Annotated in this window: 20 protein-coding genes; 1 reads left to right on the forward strand and 19 read right to left on the reverse strand. The window is 66.4% G+C overall.

What is annotated here, in order from left to right:
- Positions 1-42 precede the first annotated feature (42 nt).
- From ftsZ to BLW56_RS01690, 19 genes are all read right to left on the reverse strand, one after another.
- The gene (gene ftsZ, locus BLW56_RS01600; protein ID WP_093508926.1) at positions 43-1,482 is read right to left on the reverse strand and encodes a cell division protein FtsZ; all 1,440 of its coding nucleotides are present in this window, start codon (positions 1,480-1,482) and stop codon (positions 43-45) included.
- 152 nt (positions 1,483-1,634) lie between these two features.
- Positions 1,635-2,891 (reverse strand): cell division protein FtsA, encoded by a 1,257-nt coding sequence (ftsA, locus tag BLW56_RS01605; RefSeq protein ID WP_093510727.1) that lies wholly within the window; start codon positions 2,889-2,891, stop codon positions 1,635-1,637.
- Positions 2,892-2,895: 4 nt separating this feature from the next.
- The gene (locus tag BLW56_RS01610) at positions 2,896-3,837 is read right to left on the reverse strand and encodes a cell division protein FtsQ/DivIB (RefSeq protein WP_093508927.1); all 942 of its coding nucleotides are present in this window, start codon (positions 3,835-3,837) and stop codon (positions 2,896-2,898) included.
- A complete protein-coding gene (locus BLW56_RS01615; RefSeq protein WP_093508928.1) occupies positions 3,834-4,760 on the reverse strand; it encodes a D-alanine--D-alanine ligase in 927 nt (308 codons plus the stop codon). The genes BLW56_RS01610 and BLW56_RS01615 overlap by 4 nt, the downstream gene beginning before the upstream one ends.
- The gene (murB, locus tag BLW56_RS01620) at positions 4,757-5,656 is read right to left on the reverse strand and encodes a UDP-N-acetylmuramate dehydrogenase (protein WP_093508929.1); all 900 of its coding nucleotides are present in this window, start codon (positions 5,654-5,656) and stop codon (positions 4,757-4,759) included. Before murB ends, BLW56_RS01615 begins: the two co-directional genes overlap by 4 nt.
- The gene (gene murC, locus BLW56_RS01625; RefSeq protein WP_093508930.1) at positions 5,653-7,083 is read right to left on the reverse strand and encodes a UDP-N-acetylmuramate--L-alanine ligase; all 1,431 of its coding nucleotides are present in this window, start codon (positions 7,081-7,083) and stop codon (positions 5,653-5,655) included. The genes murB and murC overlap by 4 nt, the downstream gene beginning before the upstream one ends.
- Positions 7,083-8,267 (reverse strand): undecaprenyldiphospho-muramoylpentapeptide beta-N-acetylglucosaminyltransferase, encoded by a 1,185-nt coding sequence (gene murG / locus BLW56_RS01630; protein WP_093508931.1) that lies wholly within the window; start codon positions 8,265-8,267, stop codon positions 7,083-7,085. The genes murC and murG overlap by 1 nt, the downstream gene beginning before the upstream one ends.
- A gap of 10 nt (positions 8,268-8,277) precedes the next feature.
- Positions 8,278-9,510 carry an FtsW/RodA/SpoVE family cell cycle protein gene (locus BLW56_RS01635; RefSeq protein WP_177175754.1) on the reverse strand — a complete coding sequence of 411 codons (1,233 nt, stop codon included), beginning with the start codon at positions 9,508-9,510 and terminating at the stop codon, positions 8,278-8,280.
- Complete coding sequence (murD, locus tag BLW56_RS01640; protein WP_093508932.1) at positions 9,507-10,811, reverse strand: UDP-N-acetylmuramoyl-L-alanine--D-glutamate ligase; 1,305 nt, start codon at positions 10,809-10,811, stop codon at positions 9,507-9,509. The genes BLW56_RS01635 and murD overlap by 4 nt, the downstream gene beginning before the upstream one ends.
- Entirely contained in the window at positions 10,808-11,878 is a 1,071-nt protein-coding gene (mraY, locus tag BLW56_RS01645; protein ID WP_093508933.1) for a phospho-N-acetylmuramoyl-pentapeptide-transferase, read from the reverse strand. Before mraY ends, murD begins: the two co-directional genes overlap by 4 nt.
- Positions 11,878-13,254: a UDP-N-acetylmuramoyl-tripeptide--D-alanyl-D-alanine ligase gene (murF, locus tag BLW56_RS01650; protein WP_093508934.1), complete on the reverse strand. Its 1,377-nt coding sequence runs from the start codon at positions 13,252-13,254 to the stop codon at positions 11,878-11,880. The genes mraY and murF overlap by 1 nt, the downstream gene beginning before the upstream one ends.
- The gene (locus BLW56_RS01655; RefSeq protein WP_093508935.1) at positions 13,251-14,690 is read right to left on the reverse strand and encodes a UDP-N-acetylmuramoyl-L-alanyl-D-glutamate--2,6-diaminopimelate ligase; all 1,440 of its coding nucleotides are present in this window, start codon (positions 14,688-14,690) and stop codon (positions 13,251-13,253) included. The genes murF and BLW56_RS01655 overlap by 4 nt, the downstream gene beginning before the upstream one ends.
- On the reverse strand, positions 14,690-16,378 hold the full coding sequence (locus tag BLW56_RS01660; protein ID WP_093508936.1) for a peptidoglycan D,D-transpeptidase FtsI family protein: 1,689 nt from the start codon (positions 16,376-16,378) through the stop codon (positions 14,690-14,692). Before BLW56_RS01660 ends, BLW56_RS01655 begins: the two co-directional genes overlap by 1 nt.
- Entirely contained in the window at positions 16,375-16,983 is a 609-nt protein-coding gene (locus tag BLW56_RS01665) for a hypothetical protein (RefSeq protein ID WP_093508937.1), read from the reverse strand. The genes BLW56_RS01660 and BLW56_RS01665 overlap by 4 nt, the downstream gene beginning before the upstream one ends.
- On the reverse strand, positions 16,977-17,960 hold the full coding sequence (rsmH, locus tag BLW56_RS01670) for a 16S rRNA (cytosine(1402)-N(4))-methyltransferase RsmH (protein ID WP_093508938.1): 984 nt from the start codon (positions 17,958-17,960) through the stop codon (positions 16,977-16,979). The genes BLW56_RS01665 and rsmH overlap by 7 nt, the downstream gene beginning before the upstream one ends.
- Positions 17,957-18,457, reverse strand: coding sequence for a division/cell wall cluster transcriptional repressor MraZ (locus tag BLW56_RS01675; protein ID WP_093508939.1), 501 nt, complete (start codon positions 18,455-18,457; stop codon positions 17,957-17,959). The genes rsmH and BLW56_RS01675 overlap by 4 nt, the downstream gene beginning before the upstream one ends.
- 277 nt (positions 18,458-18,734) lie before the next feature.
- Positions 18,735-19,895: a Gldg family protein gene (locus tag BLW56_RS01680; RefSeq protein WP_093508940.1), complete on the reverse strand. Its 1,161-nt coding sequence runs from the start codon at positions 19,893-19,895 to the stop codon at positions 18,735-18,737.
- Positions 19,895-20,290 carry a hypothetical protein gene (locus BLW56_RS01685; RefSeq protein WP_093508941.1) on the reverse strand — a complete coding sequence of 132 codons (396 nt, stop codon included), beginning with the start codon at positions 20,288-20,290 and terminating at the stop codon, positions 19,895-19,897. Before BLW56_RS01685 ends, BLW56_RS01680 begins: the two co-directional genes overlap by 1 nt.
- The gene (locus BLW56_RS01690; protein WP_093510729.1) at positions 20,287-21,264 is read right to left on the reverse strand and encodes a cysteine synthase A; all 978 of its coding nucleotides are present in this window, start codon (positions 21,262-21,264) and stop codon (positions 20,287-20,289) included. Before BLW56_RS01690 ends, BLW56_RS01685 begins: the two co-directional genes overlap by 4 nt.
- Before the next feature lie 192 nt (positions 21,265-21,456).
- Here BLW56_RS01690 and BLW56_RS01695 point away from each other — a divergent pair, with 192 nt between their 5' ends.
- Entirely contained in the window at positions 21,457-23,583 is a 2,127-nt protein-coding gene (locus BLW56_RS01695) for a TonB-dependent receptor (RefSeq protein WP_093508942.1), read from the forward strand.
- Positions 23,584-23,598 lie beyond the last annotated feature (15 nt).

Consider the following 23,598-nt stretch of genomic DNA (forward strand, 5'->3'; position numbering starts at 1 on the left):
TCCGGCCTGCCGTGCCCGGCGGGCGGCCGCGCGATAGCCCTGTTACTGGTTGTTTTGCCGCCCGAGGAAGCGCGGGATATCGACCCCGTCTTCCTTGCCGCCATCGTCGCTTTCGGGTGCCGAAGCCCCACGCGAGAGACGCGACATGCGTTCGAACAAGGTGCCACCGCCGACCGAGCGTGCGGGCGATTCGGCCGGAGCCTCGGCAGCGGGCGACGAGCGATATTCGGCCGGCGCTTCGGGCGCGTCGAGCACGAGTTCGTCGGCGGTATCGTCATAGGTCGCGGCGACCTGCGACAATTCCATCGGCTCTTCTTCGGCCGCGGCGGGTTCGGCCGTGTCGCCGAGCGAGAAGCCGGGCGCCGGATCATTGTCCTGAGCGACCGGAGCTTCGACAACGGGCTCTTCCTGGACAGCGGGTTCGACGACCTCTTCGGCCACCGGCGCGGGCGTTGCAGCGCGCGCGGGAGCGAAGGAGAAGCTGCGCGTCGCAGGTGCGGCCTGCGCCGCTTCGCCCGTGCCGTCGATACCGGTCGCGACGACCGACACGCGAATCTTGCCGTCGAGGCTGTCGTTGAACGCGCTGCCCCAGATGATGTTGGCGTCGGGATCGACCAGTTCGCGAATATGGTTCGCGGCTTCGTCGACTTCCATCAGGCGCATGTCCTCGCCGCCGGTGATCGAGATGATGACGCCCTTTGCGCCCGCCATCGACACGCCGTCGAGCAGCGGGTTGGCAATGGCCTTCTGCGCCGCTTCGAGCGCACGGCCGTCGCCTTCGGCTTCGCCGGTGCCCATCATCGCCTTGCCCATCTCACGCATCACGCTGCGCACGTCGGCGAAGTCGAGGTTGATGAGGCCGGGCATGACCATCAGGTCGGTGATGCCGCGCACGCCCTGCTGCAGCACTTCGTCGGCCATCGTGAACGCTTCCTTGAAGGTCGTGTTCGGGTTGGCGACGAGGAAGAGATTCTGGTTCGGAATGACGATCAGCGTGTCGACATGATCCTGAAGCTCGGCAATGCCGGCTTCGGCCGAACGCATCCGGCGGTTGCCTTCGAAAGTGAAGGGCTTGGTCACGACGCCGACGGTCAGGATGCCGCGGTCGCGCGCCGCCTTGGCGATGACCGGCGCCGCACCCGTACCGGTGCCGCCGCCCATGCCCGCCGCAACGAAGCACATATGCGCGCCGTTCAGCGCCTCTTCGACCTGCGCGATGCTTTCCTCGGCGGCCGCACGGCCGACCTCGGGGCGCGAGCCGGCGCCCAGACCCTGGGTGATCTGCGTCCCCAGCTGGATGCGGCGTTCGGCCGGCGAAGCGTTCAGCGCCTGCGCGTCGGTGTTCGCGACGACGAAATCGACGCCCTCGACACGTGCCGCGATCATGTTTGCGATGGCATTGCCGCCCGCGCCGCCGACGCCGATCACCGCGATGCGCGGCTTCAGCTCGTCGACCTGCGGCGGGCCAATATTGATGCTCATCAAATAGTCTCCCTGCAGCGGCGGACAGGTGCCGCTTCCCCAACCTTGCGACCCGATCGGGCGGTAGTCCGTCCGCCCGGTTTTCTGTTACCGCATTGCACTATTGTGACGTGGGAATCACCCAAAAAATTAACCTTTTCGTCGCGTATCATTCAAAAACTGCTCTTAAGTGCCGCCATGAGGCGGTGGAGGATCGAAGTCCCCGCCGGCTTGTACACATCCTGTGCCATCATCGGCAGGTCGCGCAGGTCGACGGGGTCCGATGCGGCATAGAGAACCAGACCCGCGAGCGTCGCGAAAGCGGGGCCACTATGCGCATCGGGCAGGCCGTGCAAGCCGCGCGGTCGCCCGACGCGCGCGGCGCGGCCAAGCGCCACCTGTGTATAGTCGGCGATGCCTTTGAGGTCGGCGCCGCCGCCGACGAGCACTACCTGCCGCCCGATCGGGCCGACGAAGTGCAGATCCTTCAGCGTCCGGCCGATCTCGCCCATCATCGCGTCGAGCCGCTGGCGGATCACCGCGACAAGCTGCGCCCGCGTGATACGCGGAGAATCGCTGCCCGACGGCGCGCCGGGTTCGAGTTCGATAATCTCGTTATTGTCGCGCGGCGACGCCGATGCCGAGCCATAGAAGCTTTGCAGCCGCTGCGCCTGGCTGCGGCGGATGCCGAAAGCCGAGGCGATGTCGTCGGTGATGTCGCTGGCGCCGAAAGGCAGCGATGCCATTTCGACGAGCATGCCGCCGGCATAGAGCGAAACGGTGGTCACCGCTGCGCCAAGCTCGACAAGTGCGACGCCGAGGTCGCGTTCCTCGTCCGACAGGCAGGCGAGCCCCGCGGCGATCGGTGACGCCACGACGGCGTTGACGTCGAGATGTGCCTGACGGACGGCGGACTCGAGGTTCCGCACCGGCGCGCCGTCGGCCATGATGATATGGATATCGACGCCGAGGCGATCGGCGTGGAGGCCGATCGGGTTCTTGACGCCGGTGAGGCCGTCGAGCGTGTAGAGCGCGGGTTGGGCATGGAGGATCATGCGCCCCTCGGGATCGATGCCCGCGCGGCCCGCGGCGAGCAGGTCGTCGATGTCCTCCTGCTCGATGCGGTGGCCGCCGAGTTCGCTTTCGATCGGCGCGACATCGCTGAGGAGCCCGCCTGCCGAGAAGCTGACCCAGACGTCGTCGATATTGAGCCCTGCGATGCGTTCGGCCTGCTCGATCGCCTCGCGCACGATATGCTCGGTCTGCTCCATGTCGGCGACATAACCGCGCTGGACGCCGCGGCTTTCGCGCTGGCCGGTACCGAGCACATGCAACGCGCCATCGGCGGTCTGGCCCGCGATCAGCGCGCAGACCTTCCACGACCCGACATCGAGCGCGGTGATGATCTTTTCGATGCGCGGCGGCGGCATCGGCTTATCCTTCGTTCGACTGGCTGGCGGCGGCGACGGCGTCGACCGCGGCACGCGCATCGTCGAGCTTCGCGGGGGCGACCTGTCCCTCATGCGGCAGGCGGAGCACGAAGCGTGCGGGGTCGCGCATGTCGAAACGCAGGATGCCGCGGCCGAGCAGCCGGTTGGCGCCGTCCATATGCGCGAATTTGGCGAGCGCGGCCTTCGCCTCGGCCTCACCCTCGGGAAGCGAGAGCGTCTCGCCGCTGCGGAAACGCAGATCCCAGCGGCGGTTGCCGACCCAGGTCGCGCCCGCGAGCAATTCCTTGAGGCTGCTCGCCTCGGTCAGCAACCGGTCGAGATCCTGCGAACGCTGGTTCGCCCGCGGCCCGATGACGAGCGGCAGGTCGGGCATCGTCGCGACCGTGACGGGTTCGAGCACGACGCCCTTGTCGTCGATCAGCGACAGGCGATTATTATGCTGCCAGATCGCCGCCGGGGTGCGTTCGACGATATCGACGACGAGCGTGTCGGGCAGGCGCCGCGACACGCGCGCGTCCTTGATCCAGCCATATTTCATCAAGTCGCCGCGCACATCTTCCAGATCGACCGCCGCCATCGAGCGATCCTTCTGCGCAAGCGCGATGTCATAGACTTTGAGCCGGTCGATGCGGTCGGCGCCAACCACCTCGACCTTCTTGACCTGGAACCCAGCGCGGCCGACGGCCTGCGCATATTCCTCATGCACCTTCGCGGTCACGCCCGTCGCGTGCGCGGCAATCGCGACCACCGCGCACAGGCTGAGCCCGATCGTCCAGTTGGCGACCTTCTGCAACCGCTGCGGGCTGACCGGCAACGCGTTGATGATCGCATTGAGGCGCGACTGCTGCACCTTCCGCCGCTTCTTCGGCGCGCGCGTCGGCCGGCGCGGCGGCGCCTTCCCGCGCTTGATCTGTGTCTTGCTCATGATAACGCTTCCCCCACGATGCGTTCGACCAGTTCGGCATAATCCATGCCCACCGCGCGTCCCTGTTCGGGCACAAGGCTGAGCGGCGTCATGCCGGGCTGGGTGTTGACCTCGAGCAGGAAGATGCCCGCGAGGCCATGTTCGTCGTCCCAGCGAAAATCCGAGCGCGAGGCGCCCTTGCAGCCAAGCAGGCGGTGCGATTGCAGCGCCAGATCCTTCATCCGCTGCGCGACGTCGGCGGGGACGTCGGCGGGGCAGACATGCTCGGTCAGGCCGTCGGTATATTTGGCGTCATAGTCGTAGAAACCCGATTTGACGCGCAGTTCGGTGACGGCCAGCGGCGTGTCGCCGAGCACCGCGACGGTCAGCTCGCGGCCCTTGATAAAAGGTTCGGCGAGCAGGCGGTCGAATTCCTGCCAGGGGCCGACAGCGTCGCGCGCGATCGGGTTGCCGTAATTGCTGTCGTCCTTGACGATCGCAACGCCGACCGACGAGCCTTCGTTGACGGGTTTCAGCACATAGGGGCGCGGCAGCGGGTCGATGGAAAAGAGGCTTTCGCTGTCGACCATCGTCCCCGTCGGCATCGGGATACCATGCGGCACGAGCGCCTGTTTGGTCAATTCCTTGTCGATCGCGATCACCGAAGTGACGAGCCCGCTGTGGGTGTATTTGAGACCCATCAGGTCGAGCATGCCCTGCACGGTGCCATCCTCGCCCGGGACGCCGTGGAGCGCGTTGAACACCACATCGGGCTTCGCCTCGGCGAGCCGCAAGGCGACGTCGCGGTCCATGTCGATGCGCGTGACCTTGTGCCCGCGCGATTCCAGCGCGTCGGCGACGCCATTGCCGCTCATCAGCGACACTTCGCGCTCGGCGGACCAGCCCCCCATCAGGACGGCGACATGCCACGGGCCCCGGCTCACTTCTTCACTCCTACGCGCTGAATTTCCCATTGCAGTTCGACGCCGCTCTTGTCCTTCACACGGCGGCGGACTTCCTCGCCGAGCGCTTCGATGTCGGCGCTCGTCGCCTCTCCCGTGTTGATGAGGAAATTGGTGTGCTTCTCGCTGACCTGCGCGCCGCCGACCGCGAATCCGCGACACCCGGCCTCGTCGACGAGCTGCCACGCCTTGTGGCCGTCGGGATTCTTGAAGGTCGAGCCGCCGGTTTTCGACCGCAAAGGCTGCGACGCCTCGCGGCTCGCCGAGATGCGGTCCATTTCGGCCTGGATGGCTGCAGGTTCGCCCGGGCGGCCGCGGAAGGTGGCGCCAATAACGACCGCACCCTCGGGCAATTCGCTGTGGCGATAGGTGTAGCCGAGATCGGCGAGCGGCAGCGTCCGCTGTTCGCCCGAGCGCAGCACGACGTCGCAGTCGATCAATATATCCTTGACCTCGCCGCCATAGGCGCCGCCGTTCATCCGCACGAAACCGCCGACGGTGCCGGGGATCGACCGCAAAAACTCCATGCCGGCGATGCCCGCGTCGCGCGCTGTCGAGGAAACGAGAATGCCCGATGCACCGCCGCCGCAACGCAGCACCGTCGTATCGACCGCCTCGACCTTCGCAAAGGCTTTTCCCAGCCGGACGACGACGCCCGGAAAGCCGCCATCGCGAACGATCAGGTTCGACCCGAGCCCGAGCGCCATCACCGGCACGGCGGGATCGAGATCGCGCAGGAAATCGGCGAGATCGTCGGCATCCTTGGGCTCGAACAGCCAGTCGGCCGGACCGCCCGACTTGAACCAGACGAGCGGCGCCAGCGGCGCCTTCGCCGTCAGCTTGCCGCGCACGGCGGGAAGGGTTTCGGCAGCGCTCATGCCGCCTCGACCGCGGCGGCCAAGCCCGCCGCCATTTTGGTGATGTCGCCCGCGCCGAGACAGATGATCATGTCGCCCGCGCCGAGATTGCCCGCACGAATGGCATCGGCGACGCTGGCAGCCAGTGCGGCGGCGTCGGCAACGGTCGACGCGTGACGGTGGCCGCGATCGCGCAGCCCCCCCGCCAGCGCATCCGACGTCACCCCGTCGATGGGCGCTTCGCCTGCCGTATAGACGGGCAGCGCGAGCACCATGTCGGCGTCGTTAAACGCCTGCTGGAAATCGTCCATATGATCGCGCAGGCGCGTGAAACGGTGCGGCTGGACAACGGCGACGACGCGCCCGGCCCCTGCCCCTTCGCGCGCCGCCGACAGCACGGCACGAATTTCGACAGGGTGATGGGCATAATCGTCGATCACCGTAATGACGCCGCCCTCGACCGCGACCTCGCCGACCTTGGTAAAGCGGCGCTTCACCCCGGCAAAACCGTTGAAGCCCGAGACGATCTTGTCGTCGGAGACGCCCATGTGCAGCGCCACCGCGATCGCGGCGAGCGAGTTCTGGACATTGTGGCGGCCCGACATCGGCAGGTGGATGCCCTCGATCGTCCGGCTGTTCCCGTCGCGGTCGCGCACGACGACATCGAAGCGGTTGCCGTCGGGGCCCGGCGTCACATTGGTACCGCGCACGTCCGCTTGCGCCGAGAAGCCATAGGTCACGATGCGGCGGTCGCGGATGCGCGGGATGATCGCCTGCACCTCGGGATGATCGAGGCAGAGCATCGCGGCGCCATAGAAGGGCACATTCTCGATAAACTCGACGAACGCATCCTTGATCGCATCGAAGCTGCCATAATGATCGAGATGCTCTGGATCGATATTGGTGACGACCGCGATCGTTCCATCGAGGCGCAGGAAGCTGCCGTCGCTTTCGTCGGCCTCGACCACCATCCAGTCCGACGCACCGAGGCGCGCGTTCGAGCCGTAATTGTTGATGATGCCGCCGTTGATCACGGTGGGATCGATCCCGCCCGCGTCGAGCAACGCCGCGACGAGGCTGGTCGTCGTCGTCTTGCCGTGCGTGCCCGCGATCGCGACGGTCGATTTGAGACGCATCAGCTCGGCGAGCATTTCGGCGCGGCGAACGAGCGGGATGCGGTTCGCAAGCGCAGCCTCGACCTCCGGGTTGCCGCGCTTGACCGCGGTCGAGGTCACGACGACCGCGACGCCATCGACGTTCGACGCTTCATGGCCGATCGCGACCTTGATCCCGCGTTTGCGCAGACCCTCGACGACGTAGCTGTCGGCGATGTCGCTGCCCTGCACCTGATAGCCGAGGTTGTGCATCACCTCCGCAATCCCCGACATGCCAATGCCGCCGATGCCGATGAAGTGGATCGTGCCGATATCGGTCGCAACGCCGCGCATCAATTATCTCCCGCGCGGGTAGCGGCAACGCCGCCCGCGACCGCTGCGCTGCGCGACGCGGCGCCGACGCGGATCACATCCATCATCGGCGGTGCAGCAAGCGATTCGACCAGATCGGCAAGGTCACGCGTCGCATTGGGCAAGCCGCAGCTTGCCGCACGTTCGGCCGCCTCTTCGAGCGCGCCGGGTTCGAGCGCCATACGCTGGATATGCTTCGCGACCTCCGCCGCCGTGAAATCGGGCTGCGGGAAGGCGATCGCCCCGCCCGCCTGAACCAGATCGACGACATTATAGGTCTGATGATCGTCCATCGCGCTGGGATAGGGAACGAAGATCGCCGGACGCCCGGCGCAAGCGAGTTCGGCGACGGTCGACGCACCGGCGCGTGCGATGACCATATGCGCCCAACGCAGCCGTTCCGGGAAATCCTTGATGTAGGATGCGCATTCGGCGGCGACGCCGAGTTCGGCATATTTTGCGCGAACCGCCTCGATATCGTCCTCGCGGCATTGCTGCACGACCTGCAGGCGGTCGAGCAGCGCGCGCGGCAGCATCGCGATCGCGGCGGGCACGACTTCGCTGAGTATCGTTGCGCCGAGACTGCCGCCGACCACGAGCAGGCGGAAAATCCCATCCTCCGAAAGCGGCGGAAAACCGTCGTCGCGTATCGCGATAATCTCGTCCCGCACCGGATTGCCGGTGATGTGCAGCTTTGCTTCCTGCCCGTCGGGATAGCGCTGAATATTATGATAGGCGACCGCGACCGCATCGACGCGCGGCGCCATCATGCGATTGACGCGGCCCAGCACGGCATTTTGTTCGTGGAGCACGCGCGGCCGTTTCGTCGCGCCGGCAGCAAGCAGGCTGGGAAGCGAGGGATAGCCGCCGAAGCCGACGACGACGGCGGGATCGAATTCATCGATCAGGTCGATCGCCATACGCCGCCCCTTGCGGATGGCAAGCGCGGCCTTGAGCCAGCCGACGGGACCGCCCGACACGCGACCGGCGGGAAGAACATGCGTCTCCATCTCGGCCGGCGAACCGGGAATCCGGAGGCCGCGATCGTCGCTGACCAGCGCGACGCGGTGGCCGCGCGCGATCAGTTCGCCCGCAAGGGCATAAGCAGGCAGCATATGTCCCCCCGTCCCGCCGGCAGCGAGAAGGAAGTGGCGCGTCGCGGTCATTTCGGGGCGCTCATTTCTTGTTCCAGTTTCGGGTCATCGATACCCGTGCCGCATAGGGGTTTCGGCGGGTCAGCGACAAGAGCAAACCCATGCCGATCGACAAAGCGATGAACGACGAGCCGCCATAGCTGATGAAGGGCAGGGTCATCCCCTTTGAAGGGAAGATTTGCGTGTTCACCGCCATGTTGATCACCGCCTGTCCACCGAACTGCGCGATCAGGCCCGCAACCGCGAGGATCAGGAAACTGTCATCCTCGTCGAGCAGGCGGACGAGGACACGCACGATGATCGCAAGATAAAGCACCGCGATCGCGATGCATGCGATCATCCCGAATTCTTCGCCGATGACCGAGAAGATATAGTCGGTGTGCGCTTCGGGAAGCTGGAATTTGGCGAGCCCCGCGCCGGGGCCGGTGCCGATAAGGCCGCCCGCGGTCAGCGTCGCATGCGCCTTATCGACCTGAAAGCTGTCACCCTCGGCAAAAAGCCAGATGTTGATGCGCTGCTGCGCGACCGGGTAGAAGAAATAGGCGAGCACGATGCCGACGACGCCCGCCCCCGCCAGCGCCCCCATGATCCGCATCGACAGCCCCGCAACGAGGACGAGCACGAACCAGGTCGCGGCAAAGATGATCGTTTGTCCAAGGTCGGGTTGCCCCATCAGCAGCAATGCGATCACGCCCGTAAGCGCCGCCGCGAGCGGCACGACGGGCAGGCTCTGGTCGTGAAGCCGCAGCGACAGCACCCACGCGAGCGACACGGCGAAAAAGGGCTTCAGGAACTCCGACGGCTGAAGGCGGAACACCCCGCTGCCGATCCAGCGCTGCGCGCCGTTCACCGAGGTACCGATCAGCGGCACCATGAAGAGGAGGAAGAGAAAGGCGATAGTGCCGTAAATGGCGAAACGCCGCGCCTGTGGTTTGGGCAGCATCGACACCATCAGCATTACCGGTACGCCGACCATCACCCACATCAGCTGGCGATAGAAATAATAGAGCGGGTCGAGCGACGCGGTCGAGGTCGAGAGCTTCTGTGCCGCGACGGGCGAGGCCGCGGCAACCGCAACGAGCCCGACCGCGACAAGGATCGACACGAGGAGCAGGAGGACGCGGTCGATTTCCCAGAACCAGAGGCCGAGCGGCGTGCGGTCGGCGCGGCTGAGGCGCGGGCCGCGGCGTTTCGTGGTGCGCGTGGCGGCGATCACCGGGCGTTCGGTTGCGTCCAAATTATCCCCCCCGCTCATGCCCCGAGCATCCGTACCGCCGCGCGGAAGACATCGCCGCGCTGCTCATAATCGCTGAACTGGTCGAACGACGCGCAGGCCGGCGACAACAGGACGATATCGCCCGGCTTTGCCGCTGCCGCCGCCTGTTGCACCGCCGTTGCCAGATCTCCCGACCGCTCGACCGGAATCGCATCGCCGATCTCGGCCGCGAAGGGCTCCATCGCCTCGCCGATCAGATAGGCGCGTTTGACGTGGCCGAACCAGGGACGGCACGCGGTGAGCCCGTCGCCCTTGGCCTTGCCCCCCGCGATCCAGTGCAAACGCTGGTCCGGCGCCGGCGGGAAAGCCGCCAGCGCCGGTGCAGCGGAAGCCGCGTTGGTAGCCTTGCTGTCATTGAACCAGCTGACCCCCCCGACTTCGCCGACCAATTCCATGCGATGCGGCAGCGACTTGTAGGTCGCAAGACCGCGTTCGATCTGTTCGTCGTTTAGCCCCAGTACGCGGCACACGGCGATCGCGCACACGGCGTTCTGGGCATTGTGCGGCCCCTGCAATGCAGGCCAGCGCGACTGGTCGACCGGGTCGACATCCTTTGCCGACACGCGGTGGAGGCGATGGTTGATGCGGCTCGCGATCATCTTCGACGGATCATCGTCGATGGCGACGATCGCGACCTGCCCCTGATGCTGGAGGCTGAACAGCCGCTCCTTCGACGCCGCATAGCCGGTGAAGCCGTCATAACGATCCAGGTGGTCGGGGCTGAGATTGGTCAGCACCGCGACATCGCAAGCGAGGCTGTGCGAAAGATCGATCTGGTAGCTCGAGAGTTCGAGCACATAGACGCCGCCTTCGGGAAGCGGATCGCGGCTGAGGATCGGCAGGCCGATATTGCCGCCCATCAGCGTGGGAATATCGGCGCTTTCGAGCATGTGGGCGACCAGCGCGGTGACGGTCGACTTGCCGTTCGTTCCCGTGATGCCGACGACCTTGTGCGCGGGTAGATTGCCGCGTGCTTCGGCGAACAGCTCGACGTCACCGATCACGGGCACATGCGCTTCGCGCGCGTGCGCGGCGATCGGATGACGGTTCAGCGGCACGCCGGGCGACACGACGACGCCCGCAAAACCGATCAGGTCGATCTCGATCGGATTTCCGATATCGGCGCCCAGCGCCATCGCATCGTCGCGTGCTTCCTCTCGGTCGTCCCACGCGGTCACGCCCGCGCCGCTGGCGATGAGCGCCTCGACCGTCGCGAGGCCCGAACGCGCCAGTCCCAGCACCGCATAGCGGCGACCGGCAAAGACGCGCGAGGAGATCACCGGAGTTTCAAGGTCGCGAGCCCTGCGAGCGCGAGGACGATCGAGACGATCCAGAAGCGGATGACGACGGTCGATTCGGGCCAGCCGAGCTGCTCGAAATGATGGTGGATCGGCGCCATGCGGAACACGCGCTTGCCGGTGCGCTTGTACCAGAAGACCTGGATGATCACCGACAACGCCTCGACCACGAACAGCCCGCCGACGAGCACGAGAACCAGCTCGTGCTGCGCGGTCACTGCGATCGTCGCGAGCGCGCCGCCGAGCGCGAGGCTGCCGGTGTCGCCCATGAAGACGGCGGCCGGGGGCGCGTTGAACCACAGGAACGCCAGACAGGCGCCGATAATCGCGGCAGCAAAGACCGCCAGCTCGCCCGCGCCGGGAACGTGCGGAATGCCGAGATAGCCCGCAAACTTCACATTGCCCGAGAGGTAGACGATGACGAGGAAGGTCAGGCTGGCGATGATCACGGGGAAGGTCGCGAGCCCGTCGAGCCCGTCGGTCAGGTTCACCGCGTTACCGAAGCCGACGATCAGGACCATCGCGAAGACATAGTATAGCGGACCGAGTTCGAGCACGACCCCGCTGAAGAAGGGCAGATACAGGTCGGTGCCGGTGCGCGACACGATCAGGAACACCGCCACGCCCGCGATGAGGAATTCGATCAGCAGGCGTACACGCCCCGGAATTCCGCGGTGGCTGGCCTTGGTGACCTTGTCGAGATCGTCGAGGAAGCCGACCGCGGCGAACCCACCGGTGACGAAGATGCACGCCCAGACGAAGCGGTTTTCGAGATCCATCCACAAGAGCGCGGAGATCATCAGCGAAATGAGGATCATCAGCCCGCCCATCGTCGGCGTGCCCTTTTTCGCGAGATGGCTCTGCGGGCCGTCTTCGCGGATCGGCTGCCCCTTCCCCTGCCGCATCCGCAGCATCAGGATGAAACGCGGGCCGATCCACAGCCCGATGATCAGCGCGGTCGCAACCGCTGCGCCCGAGCGGAAGCTCAGGTAGCGAATGAGGTTGAGAGCCCCCGGAAAGCCAAGCCATTCCGCCAGCCAGTAAAGCATCAATAGTCCCCGTTGGTCAGCGCCGTCACGACATGTGACAATCCGACGCTGTTCGACCCTTTGACCAGCACGGCGTCGCCCGGACGGATCAGATCCTTCAGCCGCCCTACCGCGGCCGAGTGGGCGGGCACATGCTCGAAATCGACGCGTCCCTCAAGCGCTTTGGCGAGGGGCGCCATCTCTTCGCCGACAAGCAGGGCGAATTGCACTCCCGCCGCGACGAGCGGAGCGGCCAGACCCGCATGATAGGCGTCACCGCCCGGCCCGAGTTCCTTCATCGCGCCGAGAATCGCGAGTTTGCGGTCGGCGGATTCGGTTCCGAACTGGTCGATCGTGGCGACCATCGAGGCCGGATTGGCATTGTAGCTTTCGTCGATGACGAGGATATGGCCGCCGGGTACGGCGACACGATGACGCGCCCCGCGCCCTGCGAGCCCGCCCATTTCGGCGAAGGCGAGGCCCGCGGCGGGCAGGTCGCCGCCGACCGCCTTGACCGCAGCCAGCACCGCCAGCGAATTGGCGACCCAGTGCGCGCCGGCCTGCGCGATGGTGAAGCAGAGCAGCGAATCCTGCACCTGCGCGGTGACGAGCGAGCCGCCCTTGCCGTCCGAAAGCCAGTCGACCGCGCGCACGTCGGCTCCCTCGCCGAGACCGAAGCTCACGACATGGGCGGCATGTTGTTCGGCCTTGGCGCGAAGGCGCGCATAATGCGGGCTGTCGAACGGGACGATCGCGGTGCCGCCGGGTTCGAGCCCCTCGAAAATCTCGCCCTTCGCATCCGCAATCGCCTCTTCGCCGCTGAAGAATTCCATGTGCGCGGGGGCGATGGTGGTGACGATGGCGACGTGAGGGCGCACCATGCGCGTCAATTCGGCAAGTTCGCCCGCGTGGTTCATCCCCATTTCGAACACGCCGAAATCGGCGGTCGATGGCATGCGTGCGAGGCTCAATGGCACGCCGACATGATTGTTGTAACTTTTGACCGAACGATGCGCCTTGCCCGGACGGAAGCGATCGAGCGCAGCGAACAGCGCCTCCTTCGTCCCCGTCTTGCCCGCCGAGCCGGTGACGCCGATGATGCGCCCATGGCTGCGCGCACGCGATGCGACGCCAAGCGCGTTCAGCGCTGCAACGCTGTCGGCGACGCGGACGTGCGGATGGTCGATCGCAGCTTCGCAGACGATACCCGCGGCGCCGGCGGCAATCGCCTTGTCGATGAAGGCATGGCCGTCGGCGACCTCGCCCTTCATCGCGACGAAGAGGTCGCCCTTCGTGACCTCACGCGAGTCGAAGGCGACGCCCTGTACGGTGAAGTCGGTGCTGGCGGCCCCACCCGTGGCGGCCGCGATAGCGCGCGCGGTCCAGAGCGGGTTCATGCCGCCACCTCGCGCGCGACGGTGACATCGTCGAAGGGAATGACCCGCATGGCGTCGCCGCGACCGACGATCTGGCCCTGTTCGTGGCCCTTGCCCGCGATGCAGACGATGTCTTCGGCGCGGGCTTCGGCGATGGCGGCCGCAATCGCGGAGCGGCGGTCGCCGATGACCTGTGCACCGGGTGCGGCGGCGGCAATCGCGTCGCGGATGACGGCCGGATCTTCGCCGCGCGGATTGTCGTCGGTGATGATGAGCACATCCGCCTTGGCAGTCGCGACCCGGCCCATTTCGGGCCGCTTCGCCTGATCGCGGTCGCCGCCGGCGCCAAAGACGAGGATCAGGCGGCCGCCGGCATGCGGACGCAGCGCGTCGAGCGCGGCTTCGATCGCGTCGGGCGTGTGGGCATAATCGACATAGACCGGCGCGCCGGTCCGCGTGATCGCCGCGCGTTCGAGGCGACCGCGCACCGGCTGAAGCCGCGCGAGATTGCAAAGCGTCTGCGCCGCGTCGCCGCCGGTCGCGATGACAAGGCCCGCCGACACAAGCGCGTTGGCGACCTGATAGGCCCCGATCAGCGGCAGATCGACCTTTTGCGTGAGATCGCCCGCCGCGATGACGAGCGACTGGCCGAGCTGCGTCGGTTCGCGCGACACGAGGCGGAGCATCTCGCCCCCGGTACCGACGGTCAGCAGGCGGACGCCGCGCGCGGTCACGGCATCGATCACGCGCGCCGAATATTCGTCGTCGGCCCATACCACCGCCGCGCCGCCGGGTTCGACGACTTCGGAAAAGAGCCGCAGCTTCGCCGCGAGATAGGCGTCCATCGTGCCATGATAATCGAGGTGATCGTGGCTGAGGTTGGTGAAAGCGGCCGCCTTTACGGCCAGACCTTCGGTGCGATATTGGTCGAGACCGTGGCTCGACGCCTCGAATGCCGCGTGGGTGATACCCTCGACCGCGAGGCCCGACATGTTCGACAGGAATGTGACGATGTCTGGCGTCGTCAGCCCCGTAGAGGCGCTGTCCTGCGACGTCGTGATGCCAAGCGTCCCGATCGATGCGGCGTTGAACCCGGCCATGCGCCACAGCTGGCGCGTCATTTCGACGGTCGACGTCTTGCCGTTGGTGCCCGTCACCGCGACGCAGGTTGCAGGAAAACGGTGAAAGAAGCGCGCCGCGATATGCGCGAAGGCGCGGCGGGGGTTGGCGTCGGCGATATGCACGGCGCCTTGTACCACGGCCTCGGGACGCGCGACGATCGCGACGGCCCCCGCCTCGACCGCGGCCGCGATGAAATCCTCACCATTGAATTTCTCGCCGACAAAGGCGCCGAAGACGGTGCCCGGCGCAACCTTGCGATGATCGATCGCGAGTCCCGTTACGACGGGATCGCTGCCCTCCAGCCCCTGATTATCGAGCAGCGCGGCGAGACGCATCAGTGCGTTTCCTCGCCCCGGCGCAGAAGCGGGAGAAGCTCCGACACATCGACGTCGCGGCTTTCATCGGGGAAGACACCGAGCATCGGGCCGGCGCGCGTCACCACCTTGCGCACGACGGGCGCCGCGGTCCAGCCGGCGGTACGCTGGCCCGAGCTATAGGCGTTACCCTTGGGCTCGTCGATCATCACGATCACCACATAGCGCGGGCTGTCCATCGGGAAAGCCGCCGCGAAGGTCGAAACGAGCGAGTGGCGGCGGTAGCCGCCCGCACCCGGCTTTTCGGCCGATCCGGTTTTGCCGCCGACGCGGAAGCCCGGCGCGTTCGCCTGCTTGCCGGTTCCGTCCGAGACGATAAGGCGAAGCAGCTGGCGCATCCGCGCGCTGGTCGCGGCCTTGAATACGCGGCGGCCCTGCGGCGGCGCCTTGTCGCCAAGCTTCATCAGCGTCGCAGGGCGATAAATGCCGCCGTTCACGAGGGCCGCATAAGCGCTCGCAAGGTGCATCGGCGTCACTGCAATGCCGTGACCATAGCTGGTCGTCATCGTCGTCACGCGGCCCCAATCCCTGGGCCACAGCGGAAAGGCGCGTTCCTTGAGATCGATCTGCGGACGCTTGTCGAAATCGAGATTGCGGAAAAGCCGTTCCAGATTCTCGCGGCCGAGTTCGTCGGCGATCCGCGCGGTTGCGATGTTCGAGCTTTCGATCAGCGTTTCGGGCACATTGTACCAGCGGCCGGGGTGGCTGTCGCGGATACGGAAACCGGCGATCGGCAGCGGCGCCGTCGCATCGTAACGCCGCGCCATGTTCGTCACCACGCCATCGTCGATCGCGGCGGCGATCGAGAGCGGCTTGAAGGTCGAGCCAAGCTCATAGAGATTATAAGTGACGGCGTTACGCCGCGTCGATGCGTCGCTGCCGGTCAGCTTGTTGGGATTGAAGGTGGGGAGCGAGGTCATCGCCGCGATCTCGCCCGTGTGGACGTCGAGGATGACGCCGGCGCCCCCGATAGCCTCCAGATTGGCGACCGCGGCGCTGAGTTCGCTTTCGAGCACGCCCTGCACGCGCGCGTCGATCGACAGCGCAAGCGGATCGCCGCGCGTCGCCTTGTCGATCAGCCGCTGGTCGAACGCGCCTTCGACGCCGGTGACGCCATGCCCCTCGGCATCGGTGAAGCCGAGAACGTGCGCCGCCAGCGTCAACTGCGGATAGAGGCGTTCCTTTTCCCGCGGAAAATCGAAACCGACGTCGCCGATCGCATTCACGGCGGCGACCTGATCGGGCAGCGCGCGGCGGCGAATATAGGTCGGGCGCGGACCGCTGACCTTTGCCAGCAATTCCTCGCGCGGCGTGTCGGGAAAAATCTTGTGAAGCTCGTCGGCAAGATATTGCCGGTTGTTGAGCAGCTTCGACGGGACGACGCGGATCGAATAGCCATCGATCGTGCGCGCCAGCGGCACGCCGTTGCGGTCGACGATATCGGCGCGCGCCGGAACGAAGGCCGTCGCCGTCGCGCGGCTCGATCCGCTGTCAAACAGCGCGAAATAGAGGAGCCGCACCGACACAACCAAAAATGCCGCCATGAACAGCAGCATAAGGATCATCAAACGCTGTTGTGCGGTCAGCAATATCTGCTGCCGCACCCCGGCGGTTCGGACCCGCGTTGGACGGACGACCAGCGTGTTCATCGGCCGGACTTGCCTCCCGCCGCTTCGGCGGCCGCCGCGCGCTTGAGGTCGGCAAGCGTCGATTCGGCGAGGAGCTGATCTTCGATCATCTTGAGCTGTTCGCGGCGACGCGTCGGCGCCATCCGCGGCGCCACATCGCTGCGGATCGCCGTTTCAGCCTGCGCGAGCACCACGGGCTTGGTCGCCGCCGGCTTGGCTGCCGCCGGGCCCTCTTTCGGCGCCGCACCGGCCGCGGCGGGCGGCGTCCCGACGGGGGAGACCATCGCCATGAGCACCGGCGCGACTTCATTGGCACCGCGCGCGCGCGGCAAGCGGTCGAGCGAGGCAAGCTGGCGTTCGCTTTCGAGATATTGCCCCGCGTCGGGCGCCGAATATCCGAAGGTGTCGGCGTTCCACTGTTCGAGCTGGCGCATCGACGCGCGCACAGCGAGTTCGGATTCAAGGTAGCGGATATTGTCGCGCGCGCGGTCGATCTGCCGCTCGATACGCGTCAGTTCGCTGCGCGTCGCCGCGACTTTCAGCGACACGGGATAGAGCATCATCGCGAAGATGAGCACGAGCAGGACTAGGCCGATCCCCTGGAGTTTGCGGGCCGCCATCAGCATGACATCGCCTCCTTCCCTGAATTTCCCTGAACCGAATGCGCCGGAGCGGCTGTCCGGATCGCGCTGCGCAGCGTCGCCGAGCGGGCGCGCGGGTTGCGCGCCTCTTCGGCCTTGCCCGGGCGCACCTTGCGCGCCGGGGTTTCGAAAGTTGCGGCCCGCGCCAGAGGGATCGGCGCGGGCCGGTGACGCGAACCCGCGGCATCGCCACCGCTGCGTTCGCGCAGGAAGTTCTTCACGATCCGGTCCTCGGTGCTGTGGAAGCTGACGACCGCCAGCCGGCCGCCGGGACGCAGCAATCGCTCGGCGGCGTTGAGCCCGGCGATCAACTCGTCGAGTTCGCCGTTCACATGAATGCGGATCGCCTGAAAGCTCTTGGTCGAGGGATCCTTGGGCGCGCCGGGGGGATGGCGCAGCGCCTTGCGGATCACCGTCGCGAGTTCGGCGGTGCGCGTTAGCGGGCGCGCCGCGACAATCGCGCGCGCGACGCGGCGCGACTGGCGTTCGTCGCCATAATGGAAAAGCACGTCGGCGATCTCGGCCTCGTCGGCGCTGTTCAGCCAGTCGGCGGCGCTTTCGCCCTCCTGTGCCATACGCATGTCGAGCGGCCCGTCCTTCTGGAACGAGAAGCCGCGCTCATCGCGGTCGAGCTGCATCGACGACACGCCGATGTCGAAGGTGATGCCGTCGATCGCGTCGATGCCGCGCTCGGCGAGCAGCCGGTCGATCTCGCTGAAGCGGCCGTGGATCAACGTGAGCTTGCCATCGGCCTCCTCGACCAGCGCCTGCCCCTCGGCAATCGCGTCGGGATCGCGGTCGCAGGCAATGACGTCGGCGCCCGCGGCGAGCATCGCGCGGGTATAGCCGCCGGCACCGAAGGTCGCATCGACATGGCGCTCACCCGGGGCGATGGCGAGCGCGGCGATGACTTCTTCACGGAGGACCGGATCGTGACGGGGATCCCTGGGCAGGTCGGTCACTTGCGCCCCTTCCCTTTCGTCGCGTCCCACGACGCCGCGAGACGCTGGAGCACGGGATCGGCCTCGGCGCATTCGGCCAGGGTCGGCAGCCACCAGATTTCGAGACGGCGGCCCGAGCCCACAAAAGCCGTCGCGCCGGCATCGCCGACGCGGTCACGGTGGATGAAGCTGGGAAGGAAGCGACCGCTGTCGTCGAGCGTGTAGGGCTCGGTATAGCTGAAGCGCTTCTTGAACTCGCTGTCCTCGTCGAAATCGAGGTTGCGCAGCCGCGCGGTTTCGCGGTCGCGTTCGATCTCGCCGTTCAGCCGGTCATATTGATCCTGACCATAAGCGACGAGGCAGGGCAGCTTTTCGTGAAAACCGACCCAGAGCACGCGCTGGCCGTCCGCAGTGAGGGGCACATTGTTGCGGAACTGTGAGGGGACGGCAATGCGCCCCTTGCCATCGATCGCGGCGAAATTGGTGCCCGCATATTGACCGGGCGTCACAATCGCCATCGCTCTGCCCCCCGTATGCGCGCCACCGGGCAAAACTTCCCCGCGCCCGGAATCATGCAATTCCAGCTAGTTCGGCATGGGTGGAGAATGCCCCTCTCCGATTGCTTGAGTATCAACTATAGATCGGGGTGAAAAGGGGTAATTTAGGGTAGATTAGGGAATATGGACCCCATTTGCCGCAAAAACCACTCCCAATTGGGTAAATACCGGTCCCACGGCGCGCAAGGGCAGCGGCGATATTGCTTCGATCGGGGTGAAATGGGGCGAAACCGCCGACTCAGTTGGGACGAATGCGAATCCAGAGCGGATGCAGGGCGGCGCGGCCGGCGCCGGGCCACAGGCGAGCTGAAAGCCATTCCATCGTGTCGGCCTGCCGCAGATGGTCGGCGCCCGGCACAAGCGGCCGCCACAGCGGCGCGAACAGCAGGTCGGCATCGCCCACCAGCCAGACCTCACCCTGCCCGATCCGGCACCGCGCGGCGTGGCGATCGGCGTAGGCGCGGCACGTCGCGGGCAGCCGCTCCAGCCGCCCCACGCTGAACAGGCGAAGCCGCGCGCCATCGACATCGACGGGGAGCGCCTCGCCGGCTTGCGCAGGGGCGGCATCCAGCGTCACCCCCCAATGGTCCAGCAACGGGGTCAGCAAGCTCGTCACCGGCGGATTGCGCGGATCGCCGAGCGGATGGCGCGCCGGCCAGCCCGAGAGCGCGTCGGCGAATATCACGGCGCGTCCGCCGCCGCGCACAAATCCATCGATCGCGACCAGTTCCTGTGGCGCCAGTGCGCGTGGGTGCGCGAGCAGGAGCGCTCCGCGCGGTGGCGGGGCATGATCGACGATGCTGTCGACCAGCGAGATGGGACCGGTCGCGGTCAGCCGCGCGAGCGCCGGGTCGTCATTCGCCCCCTCGACGATCATCGCTGCAATATCGCCCCCGCCCGCCCAACGCAGCGGCAGCCCGGTGATCATGGTGGCGGCAGGCGCGTTGGTCGGCGCCAGCGTCGGGCGGTAGAGCGCGGCGAGCAGCATATGCCCTGCCCCGAACCAGCCGATCGCGAACAACAGCGCCGTGGCCCAGAGCATCAGCCTGAAGCGCGGGCGCCAGCGAACGAGCGCATCGGCGACAAGCGACGCCACGCCGCCCGACAGCATGACAACAAGAAGTTGCCGGAGCCCGACGGATCCCGCGAGCGACAGGCCAAGCAGCGCTTGCCCGGCAGCAAGCAGCAGGAGGAACAGGAACAGCGCCTGCAGCCGGGCTCGTGCAGGCTTGTCGCGCTCAAACCAGGCAAGCAGCAGTATCGGCGGCGCGAGCAGCGGCACGGCGAGCGCGGGGTCGATCCGGCCGAGCAGCGCTTGCCCGCCGGCGACCCAGGCCAATGCCGCGATCGCGACCGCGGCGGCGAGCGCGCGCAGCAGCGACCCGCGCGATGCCGCCATCACTGTTTGGACTGGCGCGCGCGCTGCAGGGCGGGATCGGGTTCGAGGTCGGGCACCGCGGACGACGACGGCGCCGCCTGCGGCACTTTCACCGACGTCGCGGCATTTTCGTCCTTCGCCGACGGCTGAACCGCCTGAACGCCCAGCTCTTCCAGCGGGGCGCCGCTGGTCTTCTGTTCATCGCCGGGCATCTTCACTTCGGCCGTGGCGGCGACATCGCTGCCCGCGCGTTCGCGGGCGCGTTCGCCGATCAATCCCGCCATGCCGACGAGCAGCAATACGGTGAGCACCCCCGCTATGCCGATCTGCAAGCGGCGCATCGTATCGTTGACCGGCGCCGGCGGCGGCGCGGGTTGCGGCTTGGGCGTCGAGGGGATGTCGATGCGGACACTCATGCCGCCGCCTCCAGCCCCTTGCTTGCCAGCCATTCGGGATTGTAGAGCGTCGAGAGATAGCGAAAGCCGCTGTCGCAGAGCACGGTCGCAATGCGTTTCCCCGGCCCGAGGTGCCGCGCGAGCGCCATCGCGCCCGCGACATTGATCCCCGACGACAGGCCGAGGCACAGCCCCTCTTCGTCGAGCAACTGGCGAACCACGGCGAGCCCCTCGGCATCCGAGATGCGGAATTGCGTGTCGATCGGCGCGCCGTCGAGATTGGCGGTGATCCGGTTCTGGCCGATCCCTTCGGCAACGCTGCTGCCCTCGGCCTTGAGCTCGCCGCACTGGTAATAATTATAGAGTCCGGCGCCGTGCGGGTCCGTCAGCGCGATAACGATATCGGCGCTCTTCGCCTTCAGCCCCAGCCCGGTGCCCGCGATCGTGCCCCCCGTGCCCGCTGCACAGGTAAAGCCGTCGATGCGGCCGTCCATCTGTTCCCAAATCTCTTCTGCGGTGCCGAAGATATGCGATTTGCGGTTGGCGATATTGTCGAACTGGTTCGCCCAGATCGCATTGTCGGTTTCTTCGGCAATCCGGCGCGAGGTGTGGACGAAATGGCCGGGGTTGGCGAAGGGCGCCGGGGGGACCAGCACGAGTTCGGCACCGAGCGCCCGGATCGTCGCCATCTTCTCGGCGCTCTGGTTGTCGGGCATGACGATGATCGTCTTGTAGCCGAGCGCGTTACCGACGAGCGCGAGGCCGATACCCGTGTTGCCCGCCGTTCCTTCGACGATCGTGCCACCGGGCTTCAGACTTCCATTGGCCTCGGCATCGCGGACGATATAGAGCGCGGCACGGTCCTTCACCGACCCGCCGGGGTTGGCATATTCGCACTTGCCCCAGATTTCGCAGCCCGTGGCTTCGCTCGGTCCCCGAAGCAGCACCAGCGGCGTGTTGCCGATGAGGTCGAGGCTGTTTGCAGCAATAGTCATGCCCATGATCTAGGGCGCCGTCCCGCCCCTCGCAAGACAGCTTCGCTTGCCCCATCCATGTTCGACCTTCGTCGACCAACGGACAATGAGGTCCGACGAACGACATTTCCGGCGCGCGCCGAGGGTTGCCACTGTAACAGTATATCATTACTGCGACGCGAACAGGTCGCCATAGAACAGGATTCTCCCCTAATGCGTTTGCTTTGCTCCGCCGGTTTCACTTTCGCCCTCTTCCTCGCCGCCCCCGCCTTCGCGCAAGACAGCGCCGCGGCAAGCAGCGACGACGATGTGCATGCCGGCGGGCCGATCGTCGTCACCGCACCCTATGTCCGCAGCCTCGACATCCTCGGCAACGTATCGGTGCTGGAGGGCGATGAACTGGCACGCGACATTCGCGGCCAGATCGGCGACACGCTGACCCGGCAACCCGGCGTTTCGGCGACCAGCTTTTCCCCCGGCGCATCGCGCCCCGTGCTGCGCGGCTTTTCGGGCGAACGCGTCAAGATCCTGACCGACGGCATCGGCTCGATCGACGCATCGAACACGTCGGCCGATCATGCCGTCACGATCGACCCGCTGACCGTCGAGCGCGTCGAGATCCTTCGCGGCCCCGCAGTGCTGCTGTTCGGCAGCCAGGCGATCGGCGGCGCGGTCAACCTGTTCGACCGCCGCATCCCGCGCAAGGTTCCCGCCGACCATGTCCATATCGATGCAATCGGCGGCTATGCGACCGCAGCGAACGACCGCAACATCGGCAGCTCGATCGACGTCGCACTCAGCCCGCAGATCGTCGCCCACCTCGACGGCAGCTGGCGCAAGACCGGCGATACGCGCAGCGGCGGCTTCGTCTATGCCCCCGATATCCGCGGCGACCTGCTCCACCTCGCAGAACATGAAGTCGAAGAGGGGCACCTCGACGAAGCGGCCGAGCTGACCGCACAGGCCGGCAAGCGCGGCAAGATCGACAACACGCAGAGCGAAACCTGGACCGCCGGCGGCGGGATATCGCTGATCAACGACGGCGGACAGCTCGGCATCTCGGTCGGCTATTTCGATACCAATTACGGCGTTCCCGATCGGCCGAACACCGAACACGACCACGGCGGCGAAGAGGAAGAAGGCGGCCATGACCATGGCGAAGGCCCCGTCACGATCGGCATGAAGCAATGGCGCGCCGACCTGCGCGGCGAAGTCGAACTGGGCGACGGCTTCTTCAGCAAGCTGCGCATCCGTGCGGGCTTTGCCGATTACAAACACACCGAATTCGAAGGCGACGAGGTCGGCACCGTCTTTACCAACCAGGGTGTCGAGGGCCGGATCGAGCTGGCGCAGAACGACCGCGGCGGCTGGCGCGGCGCGAGCGGTGTGCAATATAATCACCGCGATTTCGACGCGATCGGCGCCGAGGCGTTCGTGCCGCGCAATCTGACCGACCAGTTCGCGCTCTTCACGCTGCAGGAATATACGGCGGGACCGCTCGGCCTTGAAGCCGCGGCGCGCTATGAAAAGACGAATGTGCGCGCGCAGGCGGTGGGTTTCGACCGCAGCTTCGACAGCTTCTCGGGCGCGCTTGGCGCGACCTATGACCTGTTCGAAGGCGGAAAATTCGGCGTTTCGGTATCGCGCGCGGTCCGCGCGCCGTCGGCCGAGGAACTGCTGTCGAATGGACCGCATATCGCGACACAGAGCTTCGAGGTCGGCGACCCGAACCTGAAGCGCGAATCCAACTGGGGCGCCGAGGCCTCGTTCAAGTTCAAGTCCGACGCCTTCAACCTCAGCCTGACGGGCTATTCGAACTGGTTCGACAATTTCGTCTATTCGGCCGCGACGGGCGCCGAGGAAGACGAATTGCCCGTTTTCCAGTATTTCCAGCGTGACGCCCGGGTCTGGGGCTTCGAGGCCGAAGGGAGCGCCCGGCTGGCGCAGATCGGCGGGTTCAACATCGTCGGCGACGTCACCGCCGACATGACGCGCGCCAAGATCAAGAATGCCGGTCTCGACCGCAACGTACCGCGCATTCCCCCGCTGCGCGTGCTTGGCGGGCTCGAAGCGCAGGGCGAGCGTATCGACGCCCGCGCCGAGGTCGAATGGACCGACGACCAGAACCGCACCGCGCAGTTCGAAACGCCGACCAAGGGCTTCACACTAGTCAACGCCTCGCTGAGCTGGCGCCCGCTGCCCGACACGAAGAATCTGACGCTGAGCCTGTCGGCGAACAATATCTTCGACGTCGAAGCGCGCCGCCATGCAAGCTTTACAAAGGATTATGTGCCGCTGGCGGGCCGCGATTTCCGCCTGACGGCCCGGGCGAGCTTCTAACCCCTCCCGCCGCTC

This window comes from Sphingopyxis sp. YR583 (assembly GCF_900108295.1).
Taxonomy (GTDB): Bacteria; Pseudomonadota; Alphaproteobacteria; order Sphingomonadales; family Sphingomonadaceae; genus Sphingopyxis.

Coding starts and splice junctions, on each gene's coding strand:
- ftsZ (WP_093508926.1), bottom strand. CDS start 1,482: ATGAGCATCAATATTGGCCCGCCGCAGGTCGACGAGCTGAAGCCGCGC.
- ftsA (WP_093510727.1), bottom strand. CDS start 2,891: ATGCCGCCGCCGCGCATCGAAAAGATCATCACCGCGCTCGATGTCGGG.
- BLW56_RS01610 (WP_093508927.1), bottom strand. CDS start 3,837: ATGAGCAAGACACAGATCAAGCGCGGGAAGGCGCCGCCGCGCCGGCCG.
- murB (WP_093508929.1), bottom strand. CDS start 5,656: ATGAGCGCTGCCGAAACCCTTCCCGCCGTGCGCGGCAAGCTGACGGCG.
- murC (WP_093508930.1), bottom strand. CDS start 7,083: ATGCGCGGCGTTGCGACCGATATCGGCACGATCCACTTCATCGGCATC.
- murG (WP_093508931.1), bottom strand. CDS start 8,267: ATGACCGCGACGCGCCACTTCCTTCTCGCTGCCGGCGGGACGGGGGGA.
- BLW56_RS01635 (WP_177175754.1), bottom strand. CDS start 9,510: ATGAGCGGGGGGGATAATTTGGACGCAACCGAACGCCCGGTGATCGCC.
- mraY (WP_093508933.1), bottom strand. CDS start 11,878: ATGCTTTACTGGCTGGCGGAATGGCTTGGCTTTCCGGGGGCTCTCAAC.
- murF (WP_093508934.1), bottom strand. CDS start 13,254: ATGAACCCGCTCTGGACCGCGCGCGCTATCGCGGCCGCCACGGGTGGG.
- BLW56_RS01655 (WP_093508935.1), bottom strand. CDS start 14,690: ATGCGTCTCGCCGCGCTGCTCGATAATCAGGGGCTGGAGGGCAGCGAT.
- BLW56_RS01660 (WP_093508936.1), bottom strand. CDS start 16,378: ATGAACACGCTGGTCGTCCGTCCAACGCGGGTCCGAACCGCCGGGGTG.
- BLW56_RS01665 (WP_093508937.1), bottom strand. CDS start 16,983: ATGCTGATGGCGGCCCGCAAACTCCAGGGGATCGGCCTAGTCCTGCTC.
- BLW56_RS01675 (WP_093508939.1), bottom strand. CDS start 18,457: ATGGCGATTGTGACGCCCGGTCAATATGCGGGCACCAATTTCGCCGCG.
- BLW56_RS01680 (WP_093508940.1), bottom strand. CDS start 19,895: ATGGCGGCATCGCGCGGGTCGCTGCTGCGCGCGCTCGCCGCCGCGGTC.
- BLW56_RS01685 (WP_093508941.1), bottom strand. CDS start 20,290: ATGAGTGTCCGCATCGACATCCCCTCGACGCCCAAGCCGCAACCCGCG.
- BLW56_RS01690 (WP_093510729.1), bottom strand. CDS start 21,264: ATGACTATTGCTGCAAACAGCCTCGACCTCATCGGCAACACGCCGCTG.
- BLW56_RS01695 (WP_093508942.1), top strand. CDS start 21,457: ATGCGTTTGCTTTGCTCCGCCGGTTTCACTTTCGCCCTCTTCCTCGCC.